19 protein-coding genes, 2 tRNA genes and 1 riboswitch are annotated in these 25,359 nt (G+C 65.6%); of the genes, 17 read left to right on the forward strand and 4 right to left on the reverse strand.

Going from position 1 to position 25,359, the window contains the following annotated elements; translation table 11 throughout:
* The first annotated feature begins 19 nt into the window (after nucleotides 1–19).
* Together ACFO0G_RS08270 and ACFO0G_RS08275 are read left to right on the forward strand one after the other, a co-directional pair.
* Complete coding sequence (locus ACFO0G_RS08270; RefSeq protein WP_286397517.1) at nucleotides 20–514, forward strand: ribose-5-phosphate isomerase; 495 nt, start codon at nucleotides 20–22, stop codon at nucleotides 512–514.
* On the forward strand, nucleotides 514–1,473 hold the full coding sequence (locus ACFO0G_RS08275) for an Fpg/Nei family DNA glycosylase (protein WP_286397515.1): 960 nt from the start codon (nucleotides 514–516) through the stop codon (nucleotides 1,471–1,473). Before ACFO0G_RS08270 ends, ACFO0G_RS08275 begins: the two co-directional genes overlap by 1 nt.
* A 48-nt stretch (nucleotides 1,474–1,521) precedes the next feature.
* On the opposite strand, the gene ACFO0G_RS08280 is transcribed toward ACFO0G_RS08275, so the two are convergent.
* Nucleotides 1,522–1,595: transfer RNA gene (locus tag ACFO0G_RS08280), tRNA-Gly, on the reverse strand.
* A gap of 132 nt (nucleotides 1,596–1,727) precedes the next feature.
* Between ACFO0G_RS08280 and ACFO0G_RS08285 the strand changes: the two genes are divergently transcribed.
* The 6 genes from ACFO0G_RS08285 to ACFO0G_RS08310 all read left to right on the forward strand — a co-directional run bounded on the left by ACFO0G_RS08285 (nucleotide 1,728) and on the right by ACFO0G_RS08310 (nucleotide 6,917).
* Nucleotides 1,728–1,802: transfer RNA gene (locus ACFO0G_RS08285), tRNA-Pro, on the forward strand.
* A 76-nt stretch (nucleotides 1,803–1,878) separates the two neighbouring features.
* Nucleotides 1,879–3,279, forward strand: a complete 1,401-nt coding sequence (gene tig, locus ACFO0G_RS08290; RefSeq protein ID WP_286397513.1) for a trigger factor — start codon at nucleotides 1,879–1,881, stop codon at nucleotides 3,277–3,279.
* A 233-nt stretch (nucleotides 3,280–3,512) separates the two neighbouring features.
* Nucleotides 3,513–4,136, forward strand: coding sequence for an ATP-dependent Clp protease proteolytic subunit (locus ACFO0G_RS08295; RefSeq protein ID WP_286404440.1), 624 nt, complete (start codon nucleotides 3,513–3,515; stop codon nucleotides 4,134–4,136).
* 37 nt (nucleotides 4,137–4,173) lie between these two features.
* Entirely contained in the window at nucleotides 4,174–4,833 is a 660-nt protein-coding gene (locus tag ACFO0G_RS08300) for an ATP-dependent Clp protease proteolytic subunit (protein ID WP_142133618.1), read from the forward strand.
* 174 nt (nucleotides 4,834–5,007) lie between these two features.
* Entirely contained in the window at nucleotides 5,008–6,288 is a 1,281-nt protein-coding gene (gene clpX, locus ACFO0G_RS08305; RefSeq protein WP_142133619.1) for an ATP-dependent Clp protease ATP-binding subunit ClpX, read from the forward strand.
* A gap of 14 nt (nucleotides 6,289–6,302) precedes the next feature.
* On the forward strand, nucleotides 6,303–6,917 hold the full coding sequence (locus ACFO0G_RS08310; RefSeq protein ID WP_376977013.1) for a mycothiol-dependent nitroreductase Rv2466c family protein: 615 nt from the start codon (nucleotides 6,303–6,305) through the stop codon (nucleotides 6,915–6,917).
* Between the two features lie 355 nt (nucleotides 6,918–7,272).
* On the opposite strand, the gene valS is transcribed toward ACFO0G_RS08310, so the two are convergent.
* Nucleotides 7,273–9,894, reverse strand: coding sequence for a valine--tRNA ligase (gene valS / locus ACFO0G_RS08315; protein WP_376977014.1), 2,622 nt, complete (start codon nucleotides 9,892–9,894; stop codon nucleotides 7,273–7,275).
* Nucleotides 9,895–9,975: 81 nt separating this feature from the next.
* Here valS and ACFO0G_RS08320 point away from each other — a divergent pair, with 81 nt between their 5' ends.
* Nucleotides 9,976–10,347 carry a DUF488 domain-containing protein gene (locus ACFO0G_RS08320; RefSeq protein ID WP_286397509.1) on the forward strand — a complete coding sequence of 124 codons (372 nt, stop codon included), beginning with the start codon at nucleotides 9,976–9,978 and terminating at the stop codon, nucleotides 10,345–10,347.
* Nucleotides 10,348–10,365: 18 nt separating this feature from the next.
* Nucleotides 10,366–11,124: an SDR family oxidoreductase gene (locus tag ACFO0G_RS08325; RefSeq protein ID WP_376977015.1), complete on the forward strand. Its 759-nt coding sequence runs from the start codon at nucleotides 10,366–10,368 to the stop codon at nucleotides 11,122–11,124.
* Nucleotides 11,125–11,170: 46 nt separating this feature from the next.
* Here ACFO0G_RS08325 and ACFO0G_RS08330 read toward each other — a convergent pair whose 3' ends face one another.
* Nucleotides 11,171–12,169, reverse strand: coding sequence for an endonuclease/exonuclease/phosphatase family protein (locus ACFO0G_RS08330; protein WP_376977017.1), 999 nt, complete (start codon nucleotides 12,167–12,169; stop codon nucleotides 11,171–11,173).
* A 432-nt stretch (nucleotides 12,170–12,601) separates the two neighbouring features.
* On the opposite strand from ACFO0G_RS08330, the gene ileS reads away from it, so the two are divergent.
* From ileS to ndk, 4 genes are read left to right on the forward strand one after another with little or no spacing between them, the layout of a single operon-like run.
* Complete coding sequence (gene ileS / locus ACFO0G_RS08335; protein WP_376977018.1) at nucleotides 12,602–15,919, forward strand: isoleucine--tRNA ligase; 3,318 nt, start codon at nucleotides 12,602–12,604, stop codon at nucleotides 15,917–15,919.
* Between the two features lie 3 nt (nucleotides 15,920–15,922).
* A complete protein-coding gene (locus tag ACFO0G_RS08340) occupies nucleotides 15,923–17,281 on the forward strand; it encodes a bifunctional folylpolyglutamate synthase/dihydrofolate synthase (RefSeq protein ID WP_286397503.1) in 1,359 nt (452 codons plus the stop codon).
* 2 nt (nucleotides 17,282–17,283) lie between these two features.
* A complete protein-coding gene (locus tag ACFO0G_RS08345) occupies nucleotides 17,284–17,748 on the forward strand; it encodes a DUF4233 domain-containing protein (RefSeq protein ID WP_376977019.1) in 465 nt (154 codons plus the stop codon).
* Nucleotides 17,749–17,799: 51 nt separating this feature from the next.
* Nucleotides 17,800–18,216 (forward strand): nucleoside-diphosphate kinase, encoded by a 417-nt coding sequence (gene ndk / locus ACFO0G_RS08350; RefSeq protein WP_376977020.1) that lies wholly within the window; start codon nucleotides 17,800–17,802, stop codon nucleotides 18,214–18,216.
* A 103-nt stretch (nucleotides 18,217–18,319) separates the two neighbouring features.
* Here ndk and ACFO0G_RS08355 read toward each other — a convergent pair whose 3' ends face one another.
* Nucleotides 18,320–18,988 carry a vitamin K epoxide reductase family protein gene (locus tag ACFO0G_RS08355; RefSeq protein WP_286397500.1) on the reverse strand — a complete coding sequence of 223 codons (669 nt, stop codon included), beginning with the start codon at nucleotides 18,986–18,988 and terminating at the stop codon, nucleotides 18,320–18,322.
* Nucleotides 18,989–19,426: 438 nt separating this feature from the next.
* On the opposite strand from ACFO0G_RS08355, the gene ACFO0G_RS08360 reads away from it, so the two are divergent.
* The 3 genes from ACFO0G_RS08360 to rplU all read left to right on the forward strand — a co-directional run bounded on the left by ACFO0G_RS08360 (nucleotide 19,427) and on the right by rplU (nucleotide 25,299).
* Complete coding sequence (locus tag ACFO0G_RS08360; RefSeq protein WP_376977021.1) at nucleotides 19,427–22,879, forward strand: Rne/Rng family ribonuclease; 3,453 nt, start codon at nucleotides 19,427–19,429, stop codon at nucleotides 22,877–22,879.
* Between the two features lie 149 nt (nucleotides 22,880–23,028).
* A riboswitch (TPP riboswitch) is annotated at nucleotides 23,029–23,126 on the forward strand.
* A gap of 7 nt (nucleotides 23,127–23,133) precedes the next feature.
* Nucleotides 23,134–24,654 (forward strand): bifunctional hydroxymethylpyrimidine kinase/phosphomethylpyrimidine kinase, encoded by a 1,521-nt coding sequence (gene thiD / locus ACFO0G_RS08365; RefSeq protein WP_376977456.1) that lies wholly within the window; start codon nucleotides 23,134–23,136, stop codon nucleotides 24,652–24,654.
* Between the two features lie 336 nt (nucleotides 24,655–24,990).
* Nucleotides 24,991–25,299, forward strand: a complete 309-nt coding sequence (gene rplU / locus ACFO0G_RS08370; protein ID WP_141946370.1) for a 50S ribosomal protein L21 — start codon at nucleotides 24,991–24,993, stop codon at nucleotides 25,297–25,299.
* Nucleotides 25,300–25,359: the final 60 nt, after the last annotated feature.

The following is a 25,359-nucleotide window of genomic DNA, read 5'->3' on the forward strand; positions in this document are numbered from 1 at the left end:
AAATGAACGGACTTAGCACGTGACCACTACCCCTGCCTTCCCGCGGGTCCACATCGCCACCGACCACGCAGGGATGGAGCTCAGCGCCCACCTCGTCTCCCACCTGACCGGGAAGGGATATGAGGTGGTGGACCACGGTCCCCAGGTTTACGACGCCCAGGACGACTACCCTTCCTTCTGCATCAACGCCGCCCTTGCCGTGGTGGCGGACCGGGAAGCCGGCATCCACGCCCTGGGCATCGTGCTGGGCGGCTCCGGCAACGGCGAGCAGATCGCCGCCAACAAGGTCAGGGGTATCCGCGCCGCCCTCGCTTGGAACCTCTCCACGGCCACGCTGGCCCGCGAGCACAATGACGCGAACGTGGTGGCCCTGGGCGGCCGCCAGCACACGGTGGAAGAAGCCACCGAACTGGTCGAGGCATTCCTGGCCGAACCGTTCAGCAACGATGAACGCCACATCCGCCGGATCGAAAAGATCGCCGTGTTCGAGGCAACCGGCGAGGTCATCGAGTAGTGCCTGAGGGCCATTCCGTCCGCAGGCTCGCCCGGCAGTTCGGCGACGTCTTCGCCGGTGAAGCGCTGGCTGTTTCCAGTCCGCAGGGGCGGTTCAGTGGGGGAGCGGCGCTGCTGGACGGCCGCACCATGGTTGCCGCCGAGGCGCACGGCAAGCACCTGTTCCTGCATTTCGACAACTCGCTGGTGCTGCACGTCCACCTGGGCCTGTACGGCGCCTGGAGTTTCGGAGGTGACAGCACCTTCAGCGGCGCCTCGAGCATCGGCGCCCCGAGGCGGGTAGGGGAGCAGGAGGCGTTCGCTGACGGGGACGACGACGGCGGCGCACCGTACGCCGGACCGCCGGCACCCGTCGGGGCCGTGCGCGTCAGGCTCGCCGGAAGCCACGGCTGGGCGGACCTTCGGGGTGCCACCACCTGCGAAACCATCACGGTGGCGGAAGCAGGCGCGGTGCTGGCGCGGCTCGGGCCGGATCCGTTGCGGAACCTGCGCGGTGACGCCGGCCGGTTCGCCGCCAACGTCCTTGCCCGCAAGACCCCCCTGGCGGCGCTGCTCATGGACCAGAAGGTGATTGCCGGCGTCGGGAACGTGTACCGCGCCGAGGTCCTCTTCCGCCGACGCCTTGATCCGTGGCTGCCCGGAAGCGCACTGGCGGACGGCGATGCCCGCAAGCTCTGGCGCGACATCGTCGCCGTCATGACCGACGGCGTGGCGGACGGGCGGATCATCACCACCCCGCCTAAATATTGGACGCTCGACGGCACCACGGCTGCGAAGGCCGCTGCGGCGGGCGTGCCCGTTCCGGCAAAGAGCGGCAGCTTCCCGCACCGTGACGACGTCCATTTCGTCTACAAGCGGCACGGACTGCCTTGCCGGGTGTGCCGCACCATCGTGCTCATGGCCGACCTTGCCGGCCGGAACCTCTACTGGTGCCCCTACTGCCAGCAGCCAACGGCGTAGGGGCACAAACACAAAAAGGCCCCTCAAAGGAGGGGCCTTTTGTTGTCCTGGAGGGGACGACGGGAATCGAACCCGCGTAATCAGTTTGGAAGACTGAGGCTTTACCATTAAGCTACGTCCCCGAAGGATGATCCGATTTTCAGCGGAATCTCCGGGCTGGCTGTTCAAGCCGGATACAACTAAACCTAATCCATGGCCTACGTGTCAAATGTGCAATCGCGACGCGTATCACCGTAGACTTGCCTGTGCACTTACGGGGTGTAGCTCAGCTTGGCTAGAGCGCCTGCTTTGGGAGCAGGAAGTCGCAGGTTCAAATCCTGTCACCCCGACTCTGCGGCCAGGACCAGTAGGCCTGGACACAATGCGTTGCAGAAACCCATCCCACAACCCAGGAGTACTTAGACCGTGAAGAGCGCTGTCGAGAACCTCACCCCCACGCGGGTCAAGCTCAATGTTGAGGTCCCCTTTGAGGAACTGAAGCCCAGCATCGACTCGGCCTACAAGACTGTTGCGTCGCAGATCCAGGTCCCCGGGTTCCGCAAGGGCAAGGTTCCCGCCAAGCTCATCGACCAGCGCGTCGGCCGTGGCTACGTCCTGGAGACTGCCATCAACGAGGGCCTCAACGGCTGGTACCAGGCTGCCGTGCAGGAGTCCGGCATCCGTCCCCTGAGCCGTCCCGAGGTGGAAATCACCGAGGTGCCCGATCCCTCTGCAACCGACGGCGGCCTGAAGTTCGCTGCCGAGGTGGACGTCCGCCCCGAGATTGAACTCCCGGACTACGCCGGCATCGAGGTCCAGGTTGCGGCTGCGGAATCCTCCGACGCCGACGTGGACAAGGCCCTGGACGAACTGCGCGGCCGCTTCGGCACCCTGAAGTCCGTTGACCGCCCCGCGGCCGACGGTGACTTCCTCACCATCGACATCACCGCCACCATCGACGGCGAAGAGGTTGACTCCGCTGCCGGCCTGTCCTACCAGGTTGGTGCCGGCACCATGCTCGAGGGCATGGACGAGGCCGTGACCGGCCTCAGCGCCGACGAGGACGCCATCTTCGACACCACCCTGGTGGGCGGCGACCACGCCGGCGAAGCCGCACAGGTCAAGGTTGTAGTTAAGGCCGTCAAGGAACGCGAACTGCCCGAGGCGAACGATGACTTCGCGCAGCTGGCCTCCGAGTTCGACACCCTCGCCGAACTCCGCGAAGACCTGGCCAAGCAGGCCGCCGAGTCCAAGATCGTGGAGCAGGGCGTTGAGGCCCGCGACAAGGTCCTGGACAAGCTGGTGGAACTCGTTGAGGTTCCGGTTCCGGACTCCGTCGTCGAAGAGCAGCTCGAAGCCCACTTCCAGGAGGGCAACGGCCACGGTGACGGCGAGCACGACACCGAGGAGCACCGCGAAGAGGTCCGCGCCAACACCGCCCGCGCCTTCCAGAACGAAATCATCCTCGACGCCATCGCCGAGAAGGAAGAAGTCAACGTCAGCCAGAACGAGCTGATCGACTACATTGTCACCACCGCCAGCCAGTACGGCATGGACCCCAACCAGTTCGCCCAGATCATCGACCAGAGCGGCCAGGTGCCCATGATGGTTTCCGAGGTCCGCCGTCGCAAGGCGCTGGCCGTCGTCCTGGGCCAGGCCGCGGTGACCGACACCGACGGCAACGCAGTGGACCTGAGCGACTTCGTCCGCCCCGGCGGCGAGGAAGCTCCCGCCGCCGATGCAGCGGACGCTGACGCCACCGACGCCGACGCCGCTGAGACCGAGGTTGTCGAAGCCGAGGACGCCACGGCAGAGGCCAAGGCCTAGTCCTTACCGAGCTACAGCACGGGCCCCTGGATCACTCCGATCCGGGGGCCGTTCGCGTTGAAGCTGTAACAACCTGCCGCGGATTCGACGATCGTGCGCCGTCAGCGAACAGCCCTCGGTGCGCGAACAAAAGACCGGTGAAACCGGTTAGTGTCCAAGTAGTGATTTTCAGTGATGTCACCGTCACCAGTGAGAGGTAAGTAAACATGTCACAGCACTCAGAGGCCCCCCGGATGGCGACCGTCGATCCTGCAGCCCAGGACAACTACATTTACAACCGCCTTCTCAAGGAGCGGATCATCTGGCTGGGCTCGGAGGTGCGTGACGACAACGCCAACGCGATCTGCTCGCAGCTGCTCCTTCTCTCGGCCGAGAACCCGGAAAAGGACATCTACCTCTACATCAACTCGCCCGGCGGCTCCGTCACGGCAGGCATGGCTATCTATGACACCATGCAGTTCATCCCCAACGACGTCGTCACCGTCGCCACCGGCCTGGCCGCGTCCATGGGCCAGTTCCTGCTTTCCTCGGGCACCAAGGGCAAGCGCTACGCCACCCCCAACGCCCGCGTGCTGATGCACCAGCCGTCCGGCGGCATCGGCGGCACCGCGTCCGACATCAAGATCCAGGCCGAACTCATCCTGCACATGAAGAAGGTCATGGCGGAACTGACCGCTGAACAGACCGGCCAGACCGTGGAAACCATCCTCAAGGACAACGACCGCGACAAGTGGTTCACTGCCGCAGAGGCCCTCGAATATGGTTTCTTCGACAAGATCGCCGCGCACGCCGGCTCCGTGTCAGGCGGCGGTGGAACGTCCAACGGTTCCTCCGGCGAATCCGACTCCCAGAGCTAACCGGCATCCAGAACCCCTTCGATCAGGAGCAAACACAATGAACTACAACTTCGGGTGGTCAGCCGGCAATCTTCCGTCCAGCCGCTACGTACTGCCGCAGTTCGAGGAACGCACCCCTTACGGTTTCAAGCGCCAGGACCCGTACACCAAACTCTTCGAGGACCGCATCATCTTCCTCGGCGTGCAGGTGGACGACGCTTCCGCTGACGACATCATGGCGCAGCTGCTGGTCCTGGAGTCCACGGACCCGGACCGCGACATCACCATCTACATCAACTCGCCGGGTGGCTCGTTCACGGCCATGACGGCCATCTACGACACCATGCAGTACATCCGCCCCGAGATCCAGACCGTTTGCCTGGGCCAGGCTGCCAGTGCGGCTGCGGTCCTGTTGGCGGCCGGTACCCCCGGCAAGCGGCTTGCCCTGCCCAACGCCCGCGTCCTGATCCACCAGCCGGCACTGTCCGGCGGCCAGGGCGGCCAGGCCTCCGACCTGGAGATCCAGGCGGCAGAGGTCATGCGCATGCGCTCCTGGCTCGAGGACACCCTGGCGCAGCACTCCGGCCGCACGTCGGAGCAGGTCAACAACGACATCGAGCGCGACAAGATTCTTACCGCAGACGAGGCCCAGGCATACGGCCTCATCGACCAGGTGCTTGATTCACGCAAGATCAAACCCCAGGCGATCACGAGGTAGCAGTACGGAAAGCCGGTGCGGCCCAGTTCATTTGGCCGCACCGGCCTTTTCTTTCCACCCTTGGGGCCGAATGTGACCTAGAGTGGATGGTGTCACAATCCGGTCCGCGCTGGTCCGGAAGATTTCAGCAACGGTGCAGGGCTGCCTGGCAGCAGGATACTAAGGGGTTCACATATGGCTCGGATTGGCGAGAGCACGGATCTGCTGAAGTGCTCTTTCTGTGGAAAGAGCCAGAAGCAGGTGCGCAAGCTCATAGCCGGGCCCGGTGTTTACATCTGCGATGAATGCATCGAGTTGTGCAACGAAATCATCGAAGAGGAGTTGGCGGAGGTCGCCGATCTGGGCAGCTTCGAATTGCCCAAGCCGCGTGAAATCTTTGACTTTCTCCAGGAATACGTCATCGGCCAGGAGCCTGCCAAGCGGTCCCTCGCCGTCGCGGTCTACAACCACTACAAGCGAATCCAGGCAGGCCATGCGCCCAAGTCCGGGAGCCTGGGGGAGGGCGGGCACCACGACGACGTCGAAATCGCCAAGTCCAACATCCTCCTGATCGGCCCCACCGGCTGCGGTAAGACGTACCTCGCCCAAACCCTTGCCCGGCGCCTGAACGTTCCCTTCGCAGTGGCGGATGCCACTGCCCTCACCGAGGCCGGCTACGTGGGTGAGGATGTGGAGAACATCCTCCTCAAACTCATCCAGGCCGCGGACTACGACGTCAAGAAGGCCGAGCAGGGCATCATCTACATCGACGAGATTGACAAGATCTCGCGCAAGAGCGAGAACCCCTCCATCACCCGTGACGTCTCGGGTGAGGGTGTGCAGCAGGCGCTCCTGAAGATCCTGGAGGGCACAGTGGCTTCCGTGCCGCCGCAGGGCGGGCGTAAACACCCGCACCAGGAATTCATCCAGATCGACACCACCAACGTCCTGTTCATCGTTGCCGGCGCCTTTGCAGGCCTGGAGGAGATCATCGGGTCCCGGTCCGGCCGCAAGGGCATCGGTTTCGGTGCCCCGCTCAACGAGGCCAGCAAGAAGGTGGACTCCTACGGCGAGGTCATGCCGGAGGATCTGCTGAAATTCGGACTGATCCCCGAATTCATCGGCAGGCTCCCCGTGATCACCACGGTGTCCAACCTGGACCGGGACGCCCTGATCCAGATCCTTTCCACGCCCAAGAACGCCCTGGTGAAGCAGTACCAGAAGATGTTCCAGATCGACGGCGTGGAACTGGTCTTTGATGACACCGCCCTGGAAGCCATCGCGGACCAGGCCCTGGAGCGCGGCACCGGTGCCCGTGGCCTGCGCGCGATCCTCGAAGAGGTCCTGCTTCCCGTGATGTTCGATCTTCCCAGCCGCGAGGACGTTGCCAGCGTCGTGATCACCGAAGACGTGGTCCTGCGGGGAGCCGAACCCACCATGATTCCGCACGTGGCCAAGCGCCGTAAGTCTGCCTGACCGAGAGGACCTTCATGACTTCACCTGCCAAGAACAAAGCCGATTTCTGGTTCGACCCCCTGTGCCCGTTTGCCTGGGTGACCTCCCGCTGGATCGGCGAGGTGGAAAGCGTCCGGGACATCGAGACCGAGTGGCACGTGATGAGCCTTGCCGTCCTGAACGAGGGACGCGACCTGGAGCCCGGCTACCGCGAATCCATGGACAACGCCTGGGGCATGGTCCGCGTGATCATCGCCGCCAGGGAAGAACACGGCCCGCAGTTCATTAAGCCGCTCTATGACGCCATGGGCACCCTGATCCACAACCAGGGTGAAAAGGACCGGTCGGCGGTCATCACCAAGGCCCTTGCCGACTGCGGCCTCCCCGCCGACCTCGCTGACGCTGCCAACACTGACGCCTACGACCAGCAGCTCCGGGCCAGCCACGAGGAAGGCATATCGCTCGTGGGCCAGGATGTCGGCACCCCTGTGGTGGCTTTCAACGGAACCGCCTTTTTTGGCCCCGTCCTGACCCGCATTCCGCGGGGCGAGGAAGCCGGGCGGATCTGGGACGCCACTACCACGATCGCCGCCTACCCGCACTTCTTCGAGCTGAAGCGCAGCCGCACCGAGAGCCCGGAATTCCACTGACATCCAGGACAGGCTGAGCAGCCCGGGCCGCAGAACCGGGACGCCAAGGGCCCCGGGAAAACTACCAAAATGTAGTTTTCCCGGGGCCCTTGCACGTGGACCGGGCCGGGAGAAAAATAGTGCTTACCACTTCGAAAGAAGGGGACGCAGGAGCCAAAGATTCAGTGATATGCAGTTGACGCAGCCATCGGCAAAGTCGCTGCAAGCTACCAGTGACGGGTAGTAAGACCTGGAGATCAGCGGAACCTGCCAGACCATCAGAGCACGTCACCGGATGGCCGAAACAGTCGAAGCCCCACCAACGGCAAAACGCTGATGGGGCTTCCCCTGTGTCTGGAACCAGGTGCGTCCGGTATCAGGCCTTGGCGGGCTCGTCGCTCGGCGCCAGGGCAACGTCGGTCACGGCAAGGTCACCGTCGCCCACTGCAACAGTGATCTCCCGGGCGTTCGACGCCGCTTTCAAGTCAGCCAGCCCGGCCTGCAGCTGTGCCGCCAGCGCCCCAGGGGCGGTGATGGTGGCAGACAGCACTTCGGTGCGCTGCTTGACCTTGGCCTCGGACTTGGCTTTCCGGACACCGCTCAGGGCCACACCAACCGTTGCCAGCATGGTGGTGTCCCCGCCCGGGATCTCCAGCGCAGCCGGCCATTCGGCGCGGTGCACGGATCCGGTGCGCCACCAGCTCCACACTTCCTCCGTGGCGAACGGAAGGAACGGGGCGAAGAGCCGCAGCAGCGTATCCAGGGTGGTAGCCAGCGCAGCGAGAACCGACGCCTGTTCCGCCTCGCCGGCAGCTCCGTAGGCGCGGTCCTTGATCAGCTCCACGTAGTCGTCAGTGAACTGCCAGAAGAAGGACTCCGTGAGCTGCAGGGCGCGTGCGTAGTCGTAGTTGTCGAACGCCTTGGTGGACTGTGCCACGACGTCGGCCAGCTGGGCCAGCAGTGCCCGGTCCAAGGGATTGGTCAGGACGGAGAGGTCCCCGGTGAGCACGGAGTTCTCCGTGGCGCCGAGGTTCAGCACGAACTTGGAGGCGTTCAGCAGCTTGATGGCCAAGCGGCGGCCGATCTTCATCTGCGCGATCTCATAAGCGGTGTCTGCACCGAGCCGCGCCGAGGCAGCCCAGTAGCGGACAGCATCCGAGCCGTATTCGTTCAGGACATCGGTGGGTACCACCACGTTGCCCTTGGACTTGGACATCTTCTTGCGGTCCGGGTCCAGGATCCAGCCGGAAATGGCGGCGTGCTTCCAGGGGGCACAGTCCTGGAGCGCGTCGGCGCGGACCACGGAGGAGAACAGCCAGGTGCGGATGATGTCGTGGCCCTGCGGGCGAAGATCGAACGGGTAGACCTTGGCGAACAGGTCCTCATCCCGGCTCCAGCCGCCCACGATCTGCGGCGTCAGCGAGGACGTTGCCCACGTGTCCAGGACGTCGGCGTCGCCCGTGAAGCCGTTGGGCTGGTCGCGCTGTGCCTCGTCGAAGCCCGGGGCGGCGTCGGCCGCGGGGTCCACGGGCAGCAGCTCGTCCGAGGGCAGGATGGGGTTGTCGTAGTCCGGGTTGCCCTGTGCATCGAGCGGGTACCAGACGGGGATGGGCACGCCGAAGAACCGCTGGCGGGAAACCAGCCAGTCACCGTTCAAGCCGGCGATCCAGTTCTCGTAGCGGGAGCGCATGAAGGACGGGTGGAAGTCGATTTCCTTGCCTCGGCCGATGAGGCGTTCGCGGCGGTCCTCGTCGCGGCCGCCGTTGCGGATGTACCACTGGCGGGACGTAACCACTTCCAGGGGCTTGTCGCCCTTCTCGAAGAAGTTCACCGGGTGGGTGATCTTCTTCGGTTCGCCGTCCAGCAGGTCCGCTTCCTTGAGCAGTTCCACGACGGCCTCCTTCGCAGAGAAAGCAGTCTTGCCGGCGATGGCCGCGTACGCCTGCTTGCCGGCTTCGCTGGTGATCCACTCAGGGTTTTCGGCGATAATGCGGCCGTCACGGCCCATGATGGGGCGGGTGGGAAGCTGCAGTTCACGCCACCAGGTGACGTCGGTCAGGTCACCGAAGGTGCACACCATGGCGATGCCGGAACCCTTGTCCGCTTTGGCCAGCGGGTGGGCCTTGACCTCGAGCTCGACGTCGAAGAGCGGAGACTTCACCGTCTTGCCGAACAGCGGCTGGTACCGCTCGTCGTCGGGGTTTGCTACGAGGGCTGCGCAGGCAGCCAGCAGCTCCGGGCGGGTGGTTTCGATGAAGACCTTGTCGCCGTCTTCGGTGAAGAAGGGGTAGCGGTAGTAGGCGCCGGGGACTTCGCGGTCCTCCAGCTCAGCCTGCGCGACGGCCGTGCGGAAGGTGACATCCCACAGCGTCGGCGCTTCGGCCATGTAGGCGTCGCCAGCGGCCAGGTTGGCCAGGAAGGCGCGCTGGGACACTGCCCTGGAGGTGTCATCGATAGTGCGGTAGGTCAGGTCCCAGTCCACGGACAGGCCCAGGGTCTGGAACAGGTTTTCGAAGACTTTCTCGTCCTCCACAGCCAGTTCCTCGCACAGCTCGATGAAGTTCTGGCGTGACACAACATCGAAATCGCGCTGGTTCTTGGCGGGCTGTGCCGGGGGCCGGTAGTCGGCGTTGTAGGGGATGGCGGGATCGCAGCGGACGCCGTAGTAGTTCTGGACGCGGCGTTCGGTGGGCAGGCCGTTGTCGTCCCAGCCCATCGGGTAGAAGACGTTCTTTCCGGTCATGCGCATGTAGCGTGCCTGGACGTCCGTCTGGGTGAAGGAGAACATGTGCCCCACGTGCAGGGACCCCGACGCGGTGGGCGGGGGAGTGTCGATCGAGTAGACCTGCTCCCGGGTGGTGTCGGAGTTGAATTTGTAGGTTCCTTCGGACAGCCAGCGCTGGGTGAGCGCGGCTTCGAGGCCTTCGAGGGCCGGCTTGTCCGGAACATTGATGGGGGCGGTGGTGGGCGTGTCTGTACCCTGCGTGTCTTCAGCCATTGGGCAATTCTTTCATGCCCGCTTGCATCCCACCCAACCCGTTGGACCCGCCGGCGCGCGGGCGCGGGTAGCATGCGCCCTATGGGCGATATTCAAGGCACCTTCAGAGTGAAGCGCATCTATGAGCCGCCGGCGGACGACGACGGCTCCCGGGTCCTGGTGGACCGGCTCTGGCCCCGGGGCATGCCCAAGGAGGGTGCCGCCGTCGACCTTTGGCTCAAGGACGTGGCGCCGTCCACGGAGCTGCGCAAGGAGTTCAACCACCGCCCCGAGCGGTTTGCCGAATTCACCGAACGCTACCGGCTGGAACTGGACTCCAATCCGGCGGTGGACACCCTGGTGGAACTGGCTGCCAGGCACTCCCGCGTCACCCTTCTCTACGCCGCCCGCAATACAGAGGCCAACAATGCGCGGGTCCTGCTTGATTACCTACTGGGACGTCCGGCCGGCTGATCCCGCTAGGGTGGTGCCATGACTGAGGACTTGCAGAAGAAGGCAGCACTGGTAACCGGCGCGAGCAGCGGAATCGGGGAGGCGGCAGTGCGTGCGCTGCGCGCCGACGGGTGGACGGTCTTCGCCGTGGCACGCCGCGCTGAACGCCTGGCGGCCCTGGAAAGCGAAACCGGCGCCATCGCGATTCCCGCAGACATTGCAGAGGACGACGACGTGTCCCGGCTCCTCGCCCAGGTCACCGAGGCAGGCGGCATCGACACGCTGATCAACATCGCCGGAGGCGCCCGCGGCGCCGATAAGGTGGGCGACGCCAGCACGGCCGACTGGGAGTGGATGTACCGCGTCAACGTCCTGGGCACCATGAAACTCACCCGGGCCTTCCTGCCAATGCTGAGGGCCACCGGCGAAGGAACGGTGCTGAACTTGACCTCCACCGCGGGCCTGGACGCTTACGAGGGCGGCGGCGGCTACAACGCCGCAAAGTTCGGCCAGCACGCCCTGACCAAAGCACTGCGCCTGGAGGAAGCCGAGCACAACCTCCGTGTCATCGAGGTAGCACCGGGCCTGGTGCAGACCGAGGAGTTCGCGCTGAACCGCCTGGGGGACCCGCAGGCCGCCGGCAAGGTGTACCAGGGCGTGGAGAAGCCGCTGACGGCGGAGGATGTGGCCGATGTGGTCCGCTACGCCGTCACCGTCCCGCACCACGTCAACCTGGACCAGATCGTCATCCGGCCGGTGGCGCAGGCCGCCAATTACAAACTCATCCGGAAGGGCTGAGCGGGCCAGGGCACCCTGGACCAGGAGGACCTGTCGCCGGAACGAACTAGGGAACCTGGATGTGCAGGGTTGCCACCACCGCCGCGTGGTCGGTGTCGGCAACCCGGTGGACGGAGTATCCCGAGCCCCTGATGTCGGGGCTGGTCACCAGGTGGTCGAGCGTAATTCCAGGCAGGCTGTAGCCGCGCATCGGCCAGGTGGGCACCAGCCTGCTTCCCAGCGAACCGGCAACGTCCACCAGACTCCGGCCGCCGCCCTGCCCGGCCAGCAGCGCCCGGAACTCCCGGTGGTCATAAGTGGCGTTGAAGTCCCCGGCCAGCAAAAGGGGCCCGGAGCCGTTGTCCGCCCTGCCCACGGTGGCCAGGTCGCTGCGCCACTGATGGAGGCCGTTGCCCACCGGGGCCAAGGTATGGACGGCCACCACCCGCAGGCTCCCGGCGCCCATGTCCAGGCGTGCCATCGACATGGTGAACTGGGTGCCAGGGAGCACACCGGCATCCTCGAGGTTGTGCGAGGCGTAGATCGCAGTGCCGCCGGCGCCATCCCTGGCATGGGCAACCCGATGTGGAAGCAGCCCGTCCAGCCCTTCCGCCGTGAGCCGTCGTGCCAGTTGTGGCGTGTACTCTTCGATGGCCAGCAGTTCCACGCGTTCTTCACGGACCAGGGCCACGATTCCGGCGGCGTCCGCGCCGCCCAACTCCGCGTTGATGCTCATGGCGACCAGGGACGCCCGGGCCCCGGCAGCCTCCGCAGCAGGTTCCCGGACGTCCAGTGGGAAAAGCCAGAACGCCTGGCAACCCAGCAAGGCCGCTGCCACCGCCTGCTGCCACCGCCTCCGTCCCAGGAAGGCAAGAAGCAGGGCTGCTGACGCCGGCACCGCGAACCAAGGCGTGAAGGCAACGAGCTGCACCGCCGGCAGGGGCCAATCGGCCGGGACGGCGCGAATGACCGACACCGCCGCCACCGGCAGGGCAACCGGAATGAACAGCCATCTGCAGGCCGTGGTTGCACGCCGCCGCCATGGGGGGTGGCCGGAAGCTGCCATGAGGCGAGTCTAGGCAATGCGAGGGCCCGCGTCAGCCCCGGGAGGGCACACTGGTCGTTTGGAGCGGCACTCATTCGGAAGGGCGGCATGGACCTGACCGGTGGGGCTCGTGCTGAATGGCACTGGAGCTGCCGCGATAGTAGACTCTGGAGTGGCTATGACCCGGCAATCACCGGTGAGCTTCCGGAAGAACCCGCGGCCGCGACCTCCAAGGCACGCCGCGTCAGTAGAACCGGACGGGTAAGCCCGTCACAGCAGTAATGAGAGGCCGGAGCAGCGGGTGTTCCCTAAGGGAACGCCCAGCGCCGGTAAGTGAGGTGGTACCGCGGTGGGCGTGACGTCTTAGGGACGGCACGGCAGCCGTCCTCGCATCCTGAACGGAACGTCCGGCTCCTGCCGGGGGTTCACCACGCTCAACCCAGGATGTCGAACATGACGTTTTACCCCAAGGCCTCAGCCTCCAGCACTTCCTCCAACGGCAGCGCCGGCGTTTCCGCCTCCGTGAAGTTCCCGGAGGTCGAAGAGCGCATCCTGAAGTACTGGGACCAGGACGGCACTTTCCAGGCCAGCGTCGACCAGCGCAGTGCCGATGTTCCCGGCGGTGAGCCGGGCAGCAACGAGTTTGTGTTCTACGACGGCCCGCCCTTCGCCAACGGCCTGCCGCACTATGGCCACCTCCTGACCGGGTACGCCAAGGACCTGGTGGGCCGCTACCAGACCCAGCGCGGCAAGCGCGTGGAACGCCGGTTCGGCTGGGACACCCACGGCCTGCCCGCCGAGCTTGAGGCGATGAAGCAGCTGGGGATGACGGACAAGACCCAGATCGAAGCCATGGGCATCGACAAGTTCAATGACGCCTGCCGCGCCTCGGTGATGAAGTATGCCGACGAATGGCGCAGCTACGTTACCCGCCAGGCCCGCTGGGTGGACTTCGACAACGACTACAAGACGCTCAACGTCGAGTACATGGAATCGGTCCTCTGGGCGTTCAAGCAGCTGCACGACAAGGGCCTGACATACAACGGCTACCGCGTCCTTCCGTACTGCTGGAAGGACGAAACCCCGCTGTCCAACCACGAGCTGCGCATGGACGACGACGTTTACAAGAACCGCCAGGACCAGACCGTCACCGTCACGTTCCCCATCCTTCCGGGGGAGACGGAGCTGTCCAGGGAGCTTGCCGGCGTGCAGGCCCTCGCCTGGACCACCACCCCCTGGACGCTGCCCACCAACGCCGCGCTCGCCGTCGGGCCTTCCATCACGTACGCCGTACTGCCAGCCGGACCCAACGGCATCAAGGCAGCCTCTGCCGACGCCCCTGTCACCGGAAGCTTCCTGCTCGCCGCCGACCTGCTGGGCAGCTACGCCAAGGACCTGGGCTACGACAGCTTCGAAGCTGCGGAAGCCGCCGTCGTGTCCACCCACACCGGCGCTGAACTGGAGGGCCTGGAGTACCAGCGGCTCTGGGATGACTTCGCCGACAACGAAAAGTACGGCATGGAAAATGCCTGGCGTTTCGTGGTGGCCGACTACGTCACCACCACCGACGGTACGGGCATCGTCCACCAGGCACCGGCCTACGGTGAAGACGACCAGAAGGTGTGCGAGGAGGCAGGCATCCCCGTTGTCCTGTCCGTGGACGAAGGCGCCAAGTTCCTGCCGTTGTTCAAGCACGGCGACCTGCACGACATCGTGGGCCTCCAGGTCTTCGAAGCCAACAAGCCCATCACCCAGGTGCTCCGCGCCCAGGGCCGGCTGGTCCGCCAGGCCAGCTACGAGCACAGCTACCCGCACTGCTGGCGTTGCCGGAACCCGCTGATCTACCGCGCGGTGTCCTCCTGGTACGTGGAGGTCACCAAGTTCAAGGACCGGATGTCGGAACTGAACCAGGAGATCAACTGGATCCCCGGCAACGTCAAGGACGGCCAGTTCGGCAAGTGGCTGGAGAACGCCCGCGACTGGTCCATCAGCCGCAACCGTTTCTGGGGCAGCCCCATCCCCGTATGGCAGTCAACGGACCCCGAGTACCCGCGCACCGACGTCTACGGCTCCCTGGCCGAGATCGAAGCGGACTTCGGCCGGCTCCCGCTGAACAAGGACGGCCAGGTGGACCTGCACCGGCCGTTCATCGATGAGCTCACCCGGCCCAACCCGGACGACCCCCGGACCCCCGAAGAGGGCCAGTCCGTGATGCGCCGCGTGGAGGACGTGCTGGATGTCTGGTTCGACTCCGGCTCCATGCCGTACGGCCAGGTGCACTACCCGTTCGAGAACGAAGCCTGGTTCAACACCCATAACCCCGCGGACTTCATTGTGGAGTACATCGGCCAGACCCGCGGCTGGTTCTACATGTTGCACATCCTGTCCACGGCGCTGTTCGACCGGCCCGCCTTCAGGAATGTCATCAGCCACGGCATCGTGTTGGGCTCCGACGGCCAGAAGATGTCCAAGAGCCTGCGCAACTACCCGGACGTGTCCGAGGTCCTGGACCGCGACGGCTCCGATGCCATGCGCTGGTTCCTGATGTCCAGCCCCATCCTCCGCGGCGGAAACCTGATCGTCACCGAACAGGGCATCCGCGACGGCGTCCGCCAGGTCATCCTGCCGCTGTGGAACGTCTACAGCTTCTTCACGCTCTATACCAACGCTGCGAATGGCGGCGCCGGCTATGACGCCAAACTGCGCTACGAGGGCTACCGGGACACCCTGGACCAGTACCTCCTGGCCAACACCGGCGACCTGGTCCGCACCATGACCGCGCAGTTGGACACCTACGACATCTCCGGTGCCTGCGACTCGCTGCGCAGCTACCTGGACATGCTCACCAACTGGTACGTCCGCCGCAGCCGGCAGCGGTTCTTCGACGAGGACCAGGATGCCTTCGATGCGCTGTTCACCGCGCTGGAGACCGTTACCCGCGCTGCAGCGTCCTTGCTGCCGCTGGTGTCGGAGGAGATCTGGCGCGGCCTGACCGGCGGCCGGTCTGTCCACCTTGCCGACTGGCCGGATGCGGACCTCTTCCCGGCGAACCCGTCCCTGGTGGAAGCCATGGACCGGGTGCAGCAGATCTGCTCCACCGGGTCCTCGCTCCGCAAGGCAGCCAACCTGCGCGTCCGACTTCCGCTGCAGGAACTCACCGTGGTGGCACCCGGCGCAGACACGCTGGAAAGCTTTGCCGCCGTCGTCGCCGATGAACTCAACCTGCGTTCCGTCCGCTTGCTGGATGCCGCCACGGCTTCTCCGGAGGAGTTCGGCATCCAGCAGAAGCTGGTGGTGAACGCCCGGGCGGCCGGCCCGCGCCTGGGCAAGAACGTCCAGGTGGCCATCAAGGGATCCAAGTCCGGCGACTGGTCCGTGGACGACAGCGGTGTGGTCACCGCAGGCGGCCTGCAGCTGGAGCCCCAGGAGTACACGCTGGAGACGGTGGTGGCAGAGTCCGACGGCGGTTCGGCAGCTGTCGCAGTGCTGCCCGGCGGCGGGTTCGTGGTGCTGAACACGGAAGTCACCCCGGAACTGGAAGCCGAAGGCCTGGCACGCGACATGGTCCGCGCCATCCAGCAGGCCCGGAAGGACGCCGGCCTCAACGTCAGCGACCGGATCCGGACCACCGTCACTGCCGCGCAGAACGTGGTGGATGCGCTGCTGGCCAACGCCGAGCTGGTCAAGGGCGAGACGCTGACGGTGGACCTGGCCGCTGAACCGGCCGAGGTGTCCGAACCCGCCGTTGTGGTTGAAAAAGTGGAGGGCTAGGACATGACCGACGAATTTTCCGTGGAAAGTGTCTACGCCGAGCTGCTGGGCCGGGCGCCCGAGAACAAGATGGAGCCCCGGCTTGCGCCGCTGTACCGCGCCATGGACGTACTCGGTGAGCCGAACAAGGCGTATCCGATCATCCACGTGACCGGCACCAACGGCAAGACCTCCACGTCCCGGATGATCGAGTCCGTGCTCCGGGCGCAAGGCCTGAGCACGGGCCGCTACACCAGCCCGCACCTGTCCAAGGTCACCGAGCGGATCAGCATCGACGGCCACCCCGTGTCCGACGAAACGTTCGTCCGGATTTGGGACGAGATCCGGCCCTACCTGCAGATCGTGGACTCCGAGCTCGAAGCCGAGGGCCAGCCCCGGCTGACCTACTTCGAGTGCCTCACCATCCTGGGCTTTGCCATCTTCGCCGACCAGCCCGTCAACGTTGCCATCATTGAAGTGGGCCTGGGCGGCATCACGGACGCCACCAACGTGGGTGACGGCCAGGTATCGGTGGTCACCCCGATCTCGCTGGACCATACGGACCTGCTGGGGGATACGACGGCCGACATCGCCTACGAAAAGGCCGGCATCATCAAGCCCGGCGGCTACCTCATCAGCGCGGCCCAGCCCTTGGACGCAGCGCAGGTGCTGCTGGAAAAGGCCAAGGAGGTGGGCGTACCGTTCCGCTTCGAGGGCGTGGAATTCGGCGTCGAGTCACGCACAGTGGCCGTGGGCGGGCAGATGGTCACCATCCAGGGCATCGCCGGCCGCTACCCGGACCTGCTGGTGCCGCTGCACGGCGCGCACCAGGCGCAGAACGCTGCGGTTGCAGTCGCGGCGCTGGAGGCGTTCTTCGGCGGCGAGAAGGAACTACCCTTCGACGTCCTGCAGGAAGGCTTCGCCGCTGTAACGTCACCCGGACGGCTCGAGGTGGTGCGCACCGCGCCCACCATCATCGTCGACGCCGCCCACAACCCCGACGGCATCAAGGCCTCTGCTGCAGCGCTCCAGGAAGCATTCACCTTCACCCGGCTGGTGCCGGTGGTTGGCGTGCTCAAGGAAAAGGATGCCGAAGAGATCCTGCGGGAGCTCAAGGAGTCCCTGGGTGAGGTGGCGGAGGAATACTGCTTCACCCAGTCCAACTCGCCCCGTGCCGTCCCCGCCGCCGAACTGGCGGAGCTCGCGATCGACCTGGGCTTTGGCGAGGACAACGTGCACGTCGCCGAGAAGCTGGACGACGCACTGGAGTGGGCAGTGGAACGCGCCGAAGCCAACGAGGACCTCTCCGGCGGCGTGCTGGTCACCGGGTCCATCACGCTGGTGGCCGAAGCGCGGATCCTGCTCGGAAAAACGGAGGCGTGACCATGGCCAGACTGACTAAAGCCCAGCGCGAATGGCGTCCGGGCATGCCGAAGAAGCGCCGCTCCACCAAGGTCATGTTTGCCTCCACGGTGTTGCTCCTGGAAGCCTTCGTCATGTTTTTCGCCACCCTGGTGGTGTTCGGACTGCGCCGGGGAGAGTTTTCACCGGCGTTGATCCTGGGGGTGGGCATTGCCCTCAGCGTGGTGATGGTCGCCGCCTGCGCAGTCCTGAACAAGCCCTGGGGCATCGGTTTGGGGTGGATCCTGCAGCTCGTCCTGGTCCTTACCGGCATTTTCGAGCCGGCCATGTTCCTGGTGGGCGCCCTTTTTGCGGTTGCCTGGTGGTACGGGATCCGCACCGGCATCCGGCTGGACCGCGAAGCCGCGCAGCGCGCACGCGAGCAGGCGGAATGGGAAGCTGCCCACCCGGACCAGGCCTCCGGCCCGGCCCAACCGCAATCCCCGTAAGCCTCTCCCCGTAGACTTGTCCCGAAACCCCACCAACGCATTGGAGCAGTTGTGACTACAGAGCGCACCCTCGTCCTGATCAAGCCCGACGGCGTCGCCCGTAACCTGACCGGCGCCATCCTGGCCCGCATCGAAGCCAAGGGCTACACCCTGGTTGAGCTGAAAAAGGTTGACGCCACCCGTGAACTCCTGGAGCGGCACTACGAGGAGCACGTGGGCAAGCCCTTCTACGAGCCGCTGGTGGAATTCATGCTCAGCGGGTCCGTGGTGGCGGCCATCTTCGAAGGCCACCGCGTCATCGAAGGCTTCCGCTCGCTGGCCGGCACCACCGACCCCACGACGGCGGCACCGGGCACCATCCGCGGCGACTTCGGCCGGGACTGGGGCCTGAAAGTGCAGCAGAACCTGGTGCACGGCTCCGACTCCACCGATTCCGCCGAGCGGGAGATCAAGATCTGGTTCAACTAACCGGACACCCCCGCGGGCTCAGAAACCGCGAACTGACAGATAAGGCCAATGTTCATCATGAACATTGGCCTTATCTGTCATCCGGCGGGGGAATGGAAGGGGTTTAGAAGCCCGAGGTTCCCACGAAGACCTGGATGAACGCGAAGAAGATGGTGGCGATCACGGCCACGTACAGCAGCGCGGTGATGATCCAGCCGGAATCACCCAGGACGCGGGCTGCGCCTGCCGGCATGGGGATGACGCCGGCGCTGATGTTCCTGATGGTGGTCCACACGAAGAGCGGGATCATGGCCGCCCAGACGATCATGCAGAAGGGGCACAGGATGTGGATTGAGTAAAGGGCCTGAGACCACAACCAGACAACGAACGCAAAACCAAGCGTGACGCCGGTCTGCAGCCCAATCCAGTACCAGCGGGCGAAGGTGGCTCCCGAAAGCAGGGCCATGCCCACGGTGGTGGTGATGGCGAAGGCCACGATGCCGATGAACATGTTGGGGAAGCCGAACACCGAACTCTGCCAGGTCTGCATCACCTGGCCGCACGAGATCCAGGGATTCACATCGCATACCGTGGTATGGCTGGGGTCCTTGAGCACTTCGAGCTTCTCCAGGACCAGGGTTCCGGACGCCAGCCAGCCCACGATGCCCGTGATGACCAGCAGCCAGCCGAAGGGCCGGTTCCGGGCCATCCGCGGAACGGGGGCAGCCGCAGTGGTGTGGGAATCGGCGGCGCGATGCTCTTCACGGGCGCTGACGGGGGAGATGCTGGGCATGGGTTTTGCGTCCTTTTCGTCCGGTGCTCCTCTGCCTGATTGTAACGCCGGCGGCTGAAGCCACTACACAGAAACCGGAACAGCAGCCCCGGCCTCCGCGGCGATCCAGCCCGGGTATGAGAGAATGAACGTGGCTGGAAGCCGATCCACATTCGGACTCCGGTCCGGTGGTTTGTTCCCAAGACCGCCAATGATGAGCAGGGCAGGCTTCGGATTCTTCCGGCACACCCGCAACTCCATTGGGCGGCACCTGGTTGTGGCACGCAGAACAACGGGTTTTCAGAGCATCCACCGGCTCCTACGGGCTGCCGCACCCCAACGACGGTGCGAACCTGGGAGTATCCACTTGACTTCTGTCAACGCCTGCGGGTTTTGACAATATGTGCCCCAATGGGTGCCGGATGTGGCGGTACGTCAGGGGCAGGAGTGTTGCCACATATGGACAATGATCAGGAACTGGCCGTTAACCAAGAAGCCGCGGCGGAGGCTGCTGCACCCAGGAAGGCTCCACGCGCCCGGCGCAAAGTTGCCCCCAAGGCTACGGATGAAGTGATGGAGGCCGTGGCCACGGCTCCGGATGCAGCGGTTGCCAGCCCAGCTGACACAACACCGGCTGACGACGCGGAACAGGCACCCAAGGCTCCGGCCCGCCGCACCCGTGCCCGGAAGAAGGTGGAGGCTGCGGAGCCGCTGCCCACCTTCGCGGAGGAAACCAGCCTCACGCACGCCGGGGCCGCCGTCGAAGATGCCGGCGTTGACACCTCCGCCGCGGCGCCGCCAGCTGCCGTTGCCGGCCCCGCTGCTGATGCTGCCGCCGCTGGCAGCCCCGCCGTCGTAGCTGCCGCCGAACCCGCGGCCGACGTCGAAAGCAAGCCGGTCCGCCGCCGTCGGGTAGCCACCCGCAAGGTCGCTTCCCCCGCCAGCGCAGAGCCGGCACCCGCCGCCACTGATGCCGTGGTTGAGGGATCAGCAGCACCGGTTGCCGCCGCGCAGGAGCCGGTCCAGGAAGCCGCATCCGCACAGGAACCTGCCGTGGAGCAGGCAGAGCAGCCGGAGCAGGAGCCCGCCGCCGCGCAGGCCGGGGAAAAAGCCGAAGAACCGCAGCAGGCGGCCCCCGCTGCGGCAAAGACCGAAGAGCCTGCCGCCGCCAGCGCCTTCGCTTCCCTGTTCCTGGAACCCGCTTCCCCCACCTCGGTGCTCTTCCAGGCGCCGGACCTCAGCACCGTGGTCCGTCCCACAGCCCCCGCTGCCGAGGAGCCTGACGAGGAAGAAACCGAAGATACGGATGATTCCTCCAGCCGCCGCCGGCGCCGCAGCCGGGGCCGCAGGGGCCGCAGCCGGGTCGGGGACAGGGCTGAAGAGGACAACGAGGACGGCAGCGCTGAAGCCGACGCCGAGGACGAAGCCGACGAGGACACCGCAGGGACGGTGGAGGACGGCGTGACGTCCCGCCGTCGCCGTCGCCGCCGCCGCGGGGACCAGGACCTTGAGCTGACGGGCGGCGGGGACGATGATCCCCCCAACACGGTGACGCGCGTCCGTGCCCCGCGGACTGTGAGCGAGGCTCCGGCCAGCAACCGCGTCACCAGTGTCAAGGGTTCCACCCGCCTGGAAGCCAAGAAACAGCGCCGTCGCGAGTCCCGTGACACGGGCCGCCGCCGCACGGTCATCACCGAGGCTGAGTTCCTGGCGCGCCGCGAGTCGGTGGACCGGCAGATGATCGTGCGCCAGCGCGACGACAGGATCCAGATCGCCGTCCTCGAAGACGGCGTGCTGGCCGAGCACTTCGTGTCCAAGACGCAGCAGGATTCGCTGATCGGCAACGTGTACCTGGGCAAGGTCCAGAACGTGCTGCCGTCCATGGAAGCGGCGTTCGTTGACATTGGGCGCGGCCGCAACGCGGTCCTGTACGCCGGCGAGGTCAACTGGGAAGCCGTGAACCTCGAGGGCAAGCAGCGCCGCATCGAGAACGCGCTGAAGTCCGGCGATACCGTCCTGGTCCAGGTCACCAAGGACCCCGTGGGCCATAAGGGCGCCCGCCTCACCAGCCAGATCTCGCTGCCCGGACGCTACCTGGTGTACGTACCCGGCGGATCCATGACCGGCATCTCGCGCAAGCTGCCCGACGTCGAACGGAACCGCCTCAAGCGCATCCTCAAGGACCGCCTGCCCGAGCACGCCGGCGTCATTGTCCGCACGGCCGCCGAGGGCGCTTCCGAGGAAGAGCTCACGCACGATATCAACCGGCTGCGGGCCCAGTGGGAAGGCATTGAAAGCCAGTCTGCCTCCACCAAGATCCTGGCCCCCGAACTGCTCTACGGCGAGCCGGACCTGACCATCAAGGTGGTCCGCGACGTCTTCAACGAGGACTTCTCCAAGCTCATCGTCTCCGGTGAGGAAGCATGGGACACCATCGAGGCCTACGTGACCTACGTGGCCCCGGACCTGGTGGGCCGCCTCGAAAAGTGGACCAAGGACCAGGACATCTTCTCCGCCTGGCGCATCGATGAGCAGATCCACAAGGCCCTCGAACGGAAGGTCTTCCTGCCCTCCGGCGGCTCCCTGGTGATCGACCGCACCGAGGCCATGACAGTAGTGGACGTCAACACCGGCAAGTTCACCGGCAGCGGCGGCAACCTCGAGGAAACCGTCACCAAGAACAACCTTGAAGCTGCCGAGGAAGTGGTGCGCCAGCTGCGGCTGCGCGATATCGGCGGCATCATCGTGATCGACTTCATCGACATGGTGCTCGAATCCAACCGCGACCTGGTGCTGCGCCGCCTGGTGGAATGCCTGGGCCGCGACCGCACCAAGCACCAGGTTGCCGAAGTGACCTCCCTCGGCCTGGTCCAGATGACCCGCAAGCGCATGGGCACCGGGCTGCTGGAGGTCTTCGGCGAACAGTGCGAGGCCTGCGCCGGCCGCGGCGTGGTGACCCACGACGATCCCGTGGAGCACCGCCGCGCCAACGTCGTTGCCGCCGAGCACCACCACGTCCAGCGCAGCGACAACCGGCCCGAAGCCCGGCCGGAAGCCCACCGCACCGAAGGCCAGCGGACTGACAACAACCAGCCCGGCGCACGTTCGGAACGCAAGCGGCGGCGCGGACGCGGCGGCCAGCAGCCCGAAGCCGCACCGGTGCCTGCCGTCCAGGTCCACACTGTCCACCCGGAGCCCACGGACGCTGAGCGGCACGCCAAGGCAGAAGCCACCCGGCTTGCCCTGGCAAACATCGCCGCTGCCGCCCACGCCGCGCACTTGCACGACGACGAAGTGGCCGCAACCCGCCAGGTGCCGGCAGCCCCGCCTGCGGCGGCCGCTCCGGCAGAGGAGAAGTACGACGCCGATGCCCCCACGCGTCCCGCAGCTGTCCTGACGTTCGGCGGCGAAGAAGTCCCGCTTCCGTTCGTGGAGCATGCGGAGGAGCAGCAGCCCAAGCCCGCCCTCACCCTGGACCGGCTCGCTGAAGCGTTCGCCCACCTCGGCCAGCCGGCGTCGTCCATGGAGGACGCTCCAGCTAAGGCTGCCGAGACGCCGCAGGCACCTAAACAGCCGGCAACGGAACAGCCCGCGCCGGAACGGCAAGCCGAAACCGGGGGAGCGGAAGCCCGCCCCGCAATGGATGCTCCCGTCGAAAAGGACTATTCGGACCACACGCTGGAACAGTCGCGTCAGCGGAGGCCGCGGCGCCACCGGGGTGCCAGCCGTGCCCAGGGTGCCGCCAACGAGACCGCTGTCCAGCACCACGAAAACGTCCAGGCGACTGCCGGAGGCCATTCGCACGCAGCCAAGGCCCCGGAAACGGATAAGGCACAGGCCACGGCGGAACCGGGCAAGGCGGCAGAGGAACCCATCATCCTCGGCGTCGGCGTCCCGGCCTCGGAGCTGTAGCAAAGAAACATTCAGGAGTCCCCGCTTTGTGGACAGTTCCCCCGTAAATTACAGGGGGAACTGTCCATAGGGCGGGGACTCCTGCGTGCGGCCACCCTCCCCGCGCCTGCAGTCACCTTTCCTGCGGACAGGCCCCAGCGGTTAGGCTGGGAACCGACACGGGGTGCCGCGCAGAAGGCCGGCTGAGATCCAGACCCGTTGAACCTGTCCGGCTAGTACCGGCGAAGGGATGTCTCTTGTCTTCCACCCTTTCCATGCCCCTGCCAGTTGCCTCCGGTGCATTCGCCGCGTTACCCGCGGGCCGTGACGTTCCCCGCGTGCTCTCCATCGCGGGCTCGGACCCGTCGGGCGGAGCGGGTATCCAGGCAGACCTCAAAAGCATCGCCGCGCACGGCGGTTACGGCATGGCCGCCATCACCGCCCTCACGGCCCAAAACACTAGGGGCGTACAGGCCGTGCACGTGCCTCCGGCCGCCTTCCTGGCCCAGCAATTGGATGCCGTCAGTGACGACATCAGCATCGACGCCGTCAAGATAGGCATGCTGGGTGACGGGGAAGTGATCCGCACTGTGCGCGGGTGGCTCGAAAAGGTGCGTCCCGCCGTCGTGGTTCTTGATCCGGTGATGGTTGCCACCAGCGGTGACCGGCTGCTGCAGGAGTCGGCAGAAGCCGCACTGCGGGAACTGCTGCCCCTTGCCCACCTCATCACCCCAAACCTGCCCGAGCTTGCCATGCTGGTGGGCGCGGCCCCCGCCGGGAACTGGGACGAGGCACTGGCCCAGGGCCGGCGCCTGGCCGACGCTACCGGGGCAACCGTGCTGGTCAAGGGCGGACACCTGGCAGGTTCGGACTGCCCGGACGCGCTGGTCAACACCGCGGGCCTGCTGGGACAGGACGTAGTGGAAGTCCCGGGCAACCGGATCTCCACCCGCAACAGTCACGGCACAGGCTGCTCCCTTTCCTCTGCCATGGCAACGGTGCAGGCCCGCCTGGGCGACTGGGAAGCGTCACTGCGGACGGTCAAGCCCTGGCTGGCGGGTGCCCTCGAGAACTCGGGTCTGCTGGAGGTGGGCCAGGGGAATGGACCCGTGCACCACTTCCACCACCTGCGGCCGGCACTGCAGGAAGGCGGCTTCGCGGCCCGGCTGTGGGCGGAAGCCCAACAGGACCTCGACGATATCTATGCGCTGGACTTCATCCGCGGCCTGGCCACCGGAGACCTGGCCGAGAAGGACTTTGCCTACTACCTGGCCCAGGACGCCCTTTACCTCAACGGGTACTCCCGCGTGCTGGCCCGCACCAGCGCCCTGGCCCCCTCGGAGGCCGAACAGCTGTTCTGGGCAGGATCGGCCCAACATTGCCTCGAGGTGGAAACGGAACTCCACCGCTCCTGGCTCAGCACCCGGCCAGCCCAGGGCGGCCTCGGCCCCGTCACAAAGGCCTACGTCGACCACCTCACCGCAGCTTCGGCGTCGGGCTCGTATGCTGTCCTGGCTGCCGCCGTCCTGCCCTGCTTCTGGCTCTATGCCGAGGTAGGGGAGAAGCTGCACGCCCAGTTCGTTGCCTCCGGTGAGCCGGACGCGCATGCCTACGCTGCCTGGCTCCGCACCTATGCCGACGAGGCCTTCGCCGAAGCCACCCGCCGGGCTGTTGCCATCGTGGATGAGGAGGGGCGGAAGGCCTCCGACCATGAAAGGGCAGCGATGGTCACCGCGTTCAAGCAGTCCTGCCGACTGGAAGTGGAATTTTTCGACGCGCCGAGGCTGCATGCCTGACTGCTGGGGGCAGCAGCGCCGCTATGATTGATTCGCATGGTTGCGGTGCTGCCCACCGGGTTTGTGGTTACTACCACAGCCGGGCCGCCGGAACCAGCCTCATTTGCGGCCGTGGACGGATTTAGCGTATTCTGGATCTTCGGTGCTTACGCCAACACTTGGGTTATGACCCTGGAGCAATTCGCTGTGCATAACAAGCGGACTTCTCCACCGGGACGGCTCACGGATTTCCCCGGGAAATCCACGGCGTTGAGGCACAGCGGGAACCCAGCCAATTTCTGAGCCGGGTGCCGCACGCAAATTTTGTAATAAACGTCGAGAGAAGTGAGTTCCCAAGTGGTGTACGCGATTGTCCGCGCAGGCGGCCGCCAAGAGAAGGTTTCCGTTGGAGACTTCGTTACCCTGAACCGCGTCGCCGGTGGAGCCGGCAGCACCATCGAGCTGCCCGCACTGCTCCTGGTTGACGGTGACAAGGTCACCTCCGCCGCCGCTGACCTGGCCAAGGTAACTGTTACGGCTGAAATCCTCCAGGACCTGCGTGGTCCTAAGATTGTCATCCAGAAGTACAAGAACAAGACCGGCTACAAGAAGCGCCAGGGTCACCGCCAGGAACTGACCAAGGTCAAGATCACCGGCATCAAGTAACCACCGGTTACTGTTCAGGTTTTCCAACAGATTCCCCAGAATTTTAAAGGCAGGCATTTC

The sequence above is a fragment of the Arthrobacter sedimenti genome (genome assembly GCF_042652025.1).
GTDB lineage: Bacteria > Actinomycetota > Actinomycetes > Actinomycetales > Micrococcaceae > Arthrobacter > Arthrobacter sedimenti.

Bases quoted from the DNA above. Each gene is read 5' to 3' on its own strand.
- ACFO0G_RS08360 (WP_376977021.1), top strand. From the start codon at position 19,427: ATGGACAATGATCAGGAACTGGCCGTTAACCAAGAAGCCGCGGCGGAG.
- ACFO0G_RS08300 (WP_142133618.1), top strand. From the start codon at position 4,174: ATGAACTACAACTTCGGGTGGTCAGCCGGCAATCTTCCGTCCAGCCGC.
- ACFO0G_RS08320 (WP_286397509.1), top strand. From the start codon at position 9,976: ATGGGCGATATTCAAGGCACCTTCAGAGTGAAGCGCATCTATGAGCCG.
- ACFO0G_RS08310 (WP_376977013.1), top strand. From the start codon at position 6,303: ATGACTTCACCTGCCAAGAACAAAGCCGATTTCTGGTTCGACCCCCTG.
- ileS (WP_376977018.1), top strand. From the start codon at position 12,602: ATGACGTTTTACCCCAAGGCCTCAGCCTCCAGCACTTCCTCCAACGGC.
- ACFO0G_RS08325 (WP_376977015.1), top strand. From the start codon at position 10,366: ATGACTGAGGACTTGCAGAAGAAGGCAGCACTGGTAACCGGCGCGAGC.
- ACFO0G_RS08330 (WP_376977017.1), bottom strand. From the start codon at position 12,169: ATGGCAGCTTCCGGCCACCCCCCATGGCGGCGGCGTGCAACCACGGCC.
- ACFO0G_RS08340 (WP_286397503.1), top strand. From the start codon at position 15,923: ATGACCGACGAATTTTCCGTGGAAAGTGTCTACGCCGAGCTGCTGGGC.
- thiD (WP_376977456.1), top strand. From the start codon at position 23,134: ATGCCCCTGCCAGTTGCCTCCGGTGCATTCGCCGCGTTACCCGCGGGC.
- ACFO0G_RS08345 (WP_376977019.1), top strand. From the start codon at position 17,284: ATGGCCAGACTGACTAAAGCCCAGCGCGAATGGCGTCCGGGCATGCCG.
- ACFO0G_RS08295 (WP_286404440.1), top strand. From the start codon at position 3,513: ATGGCGACCGTCGATCCTGCAGCCCAGGACAACTACATTTACAACCGC.
- valS (WP_376977014.1), bottom strand. From the start codon at position 9,894: ATGGCTGAAGACACGCAGGGTACAGACACGCCCACCACCGCCCCCATC.
- ACFO0G_RS08355 (WP_286397500.1), bottom strand. From the start codon at position 18,988: ATGCCCAGCATCTCCCCCGTCAGCGCCCGTGAAGAGCATCGCGCCGCC.
- clpX (WP_142133619.1), top strand. From the start codon at position 5,008: ATGGCTCGGATTGGCGAGAGCACGGATCTGCTGAAGTGCTCTTTCTGT.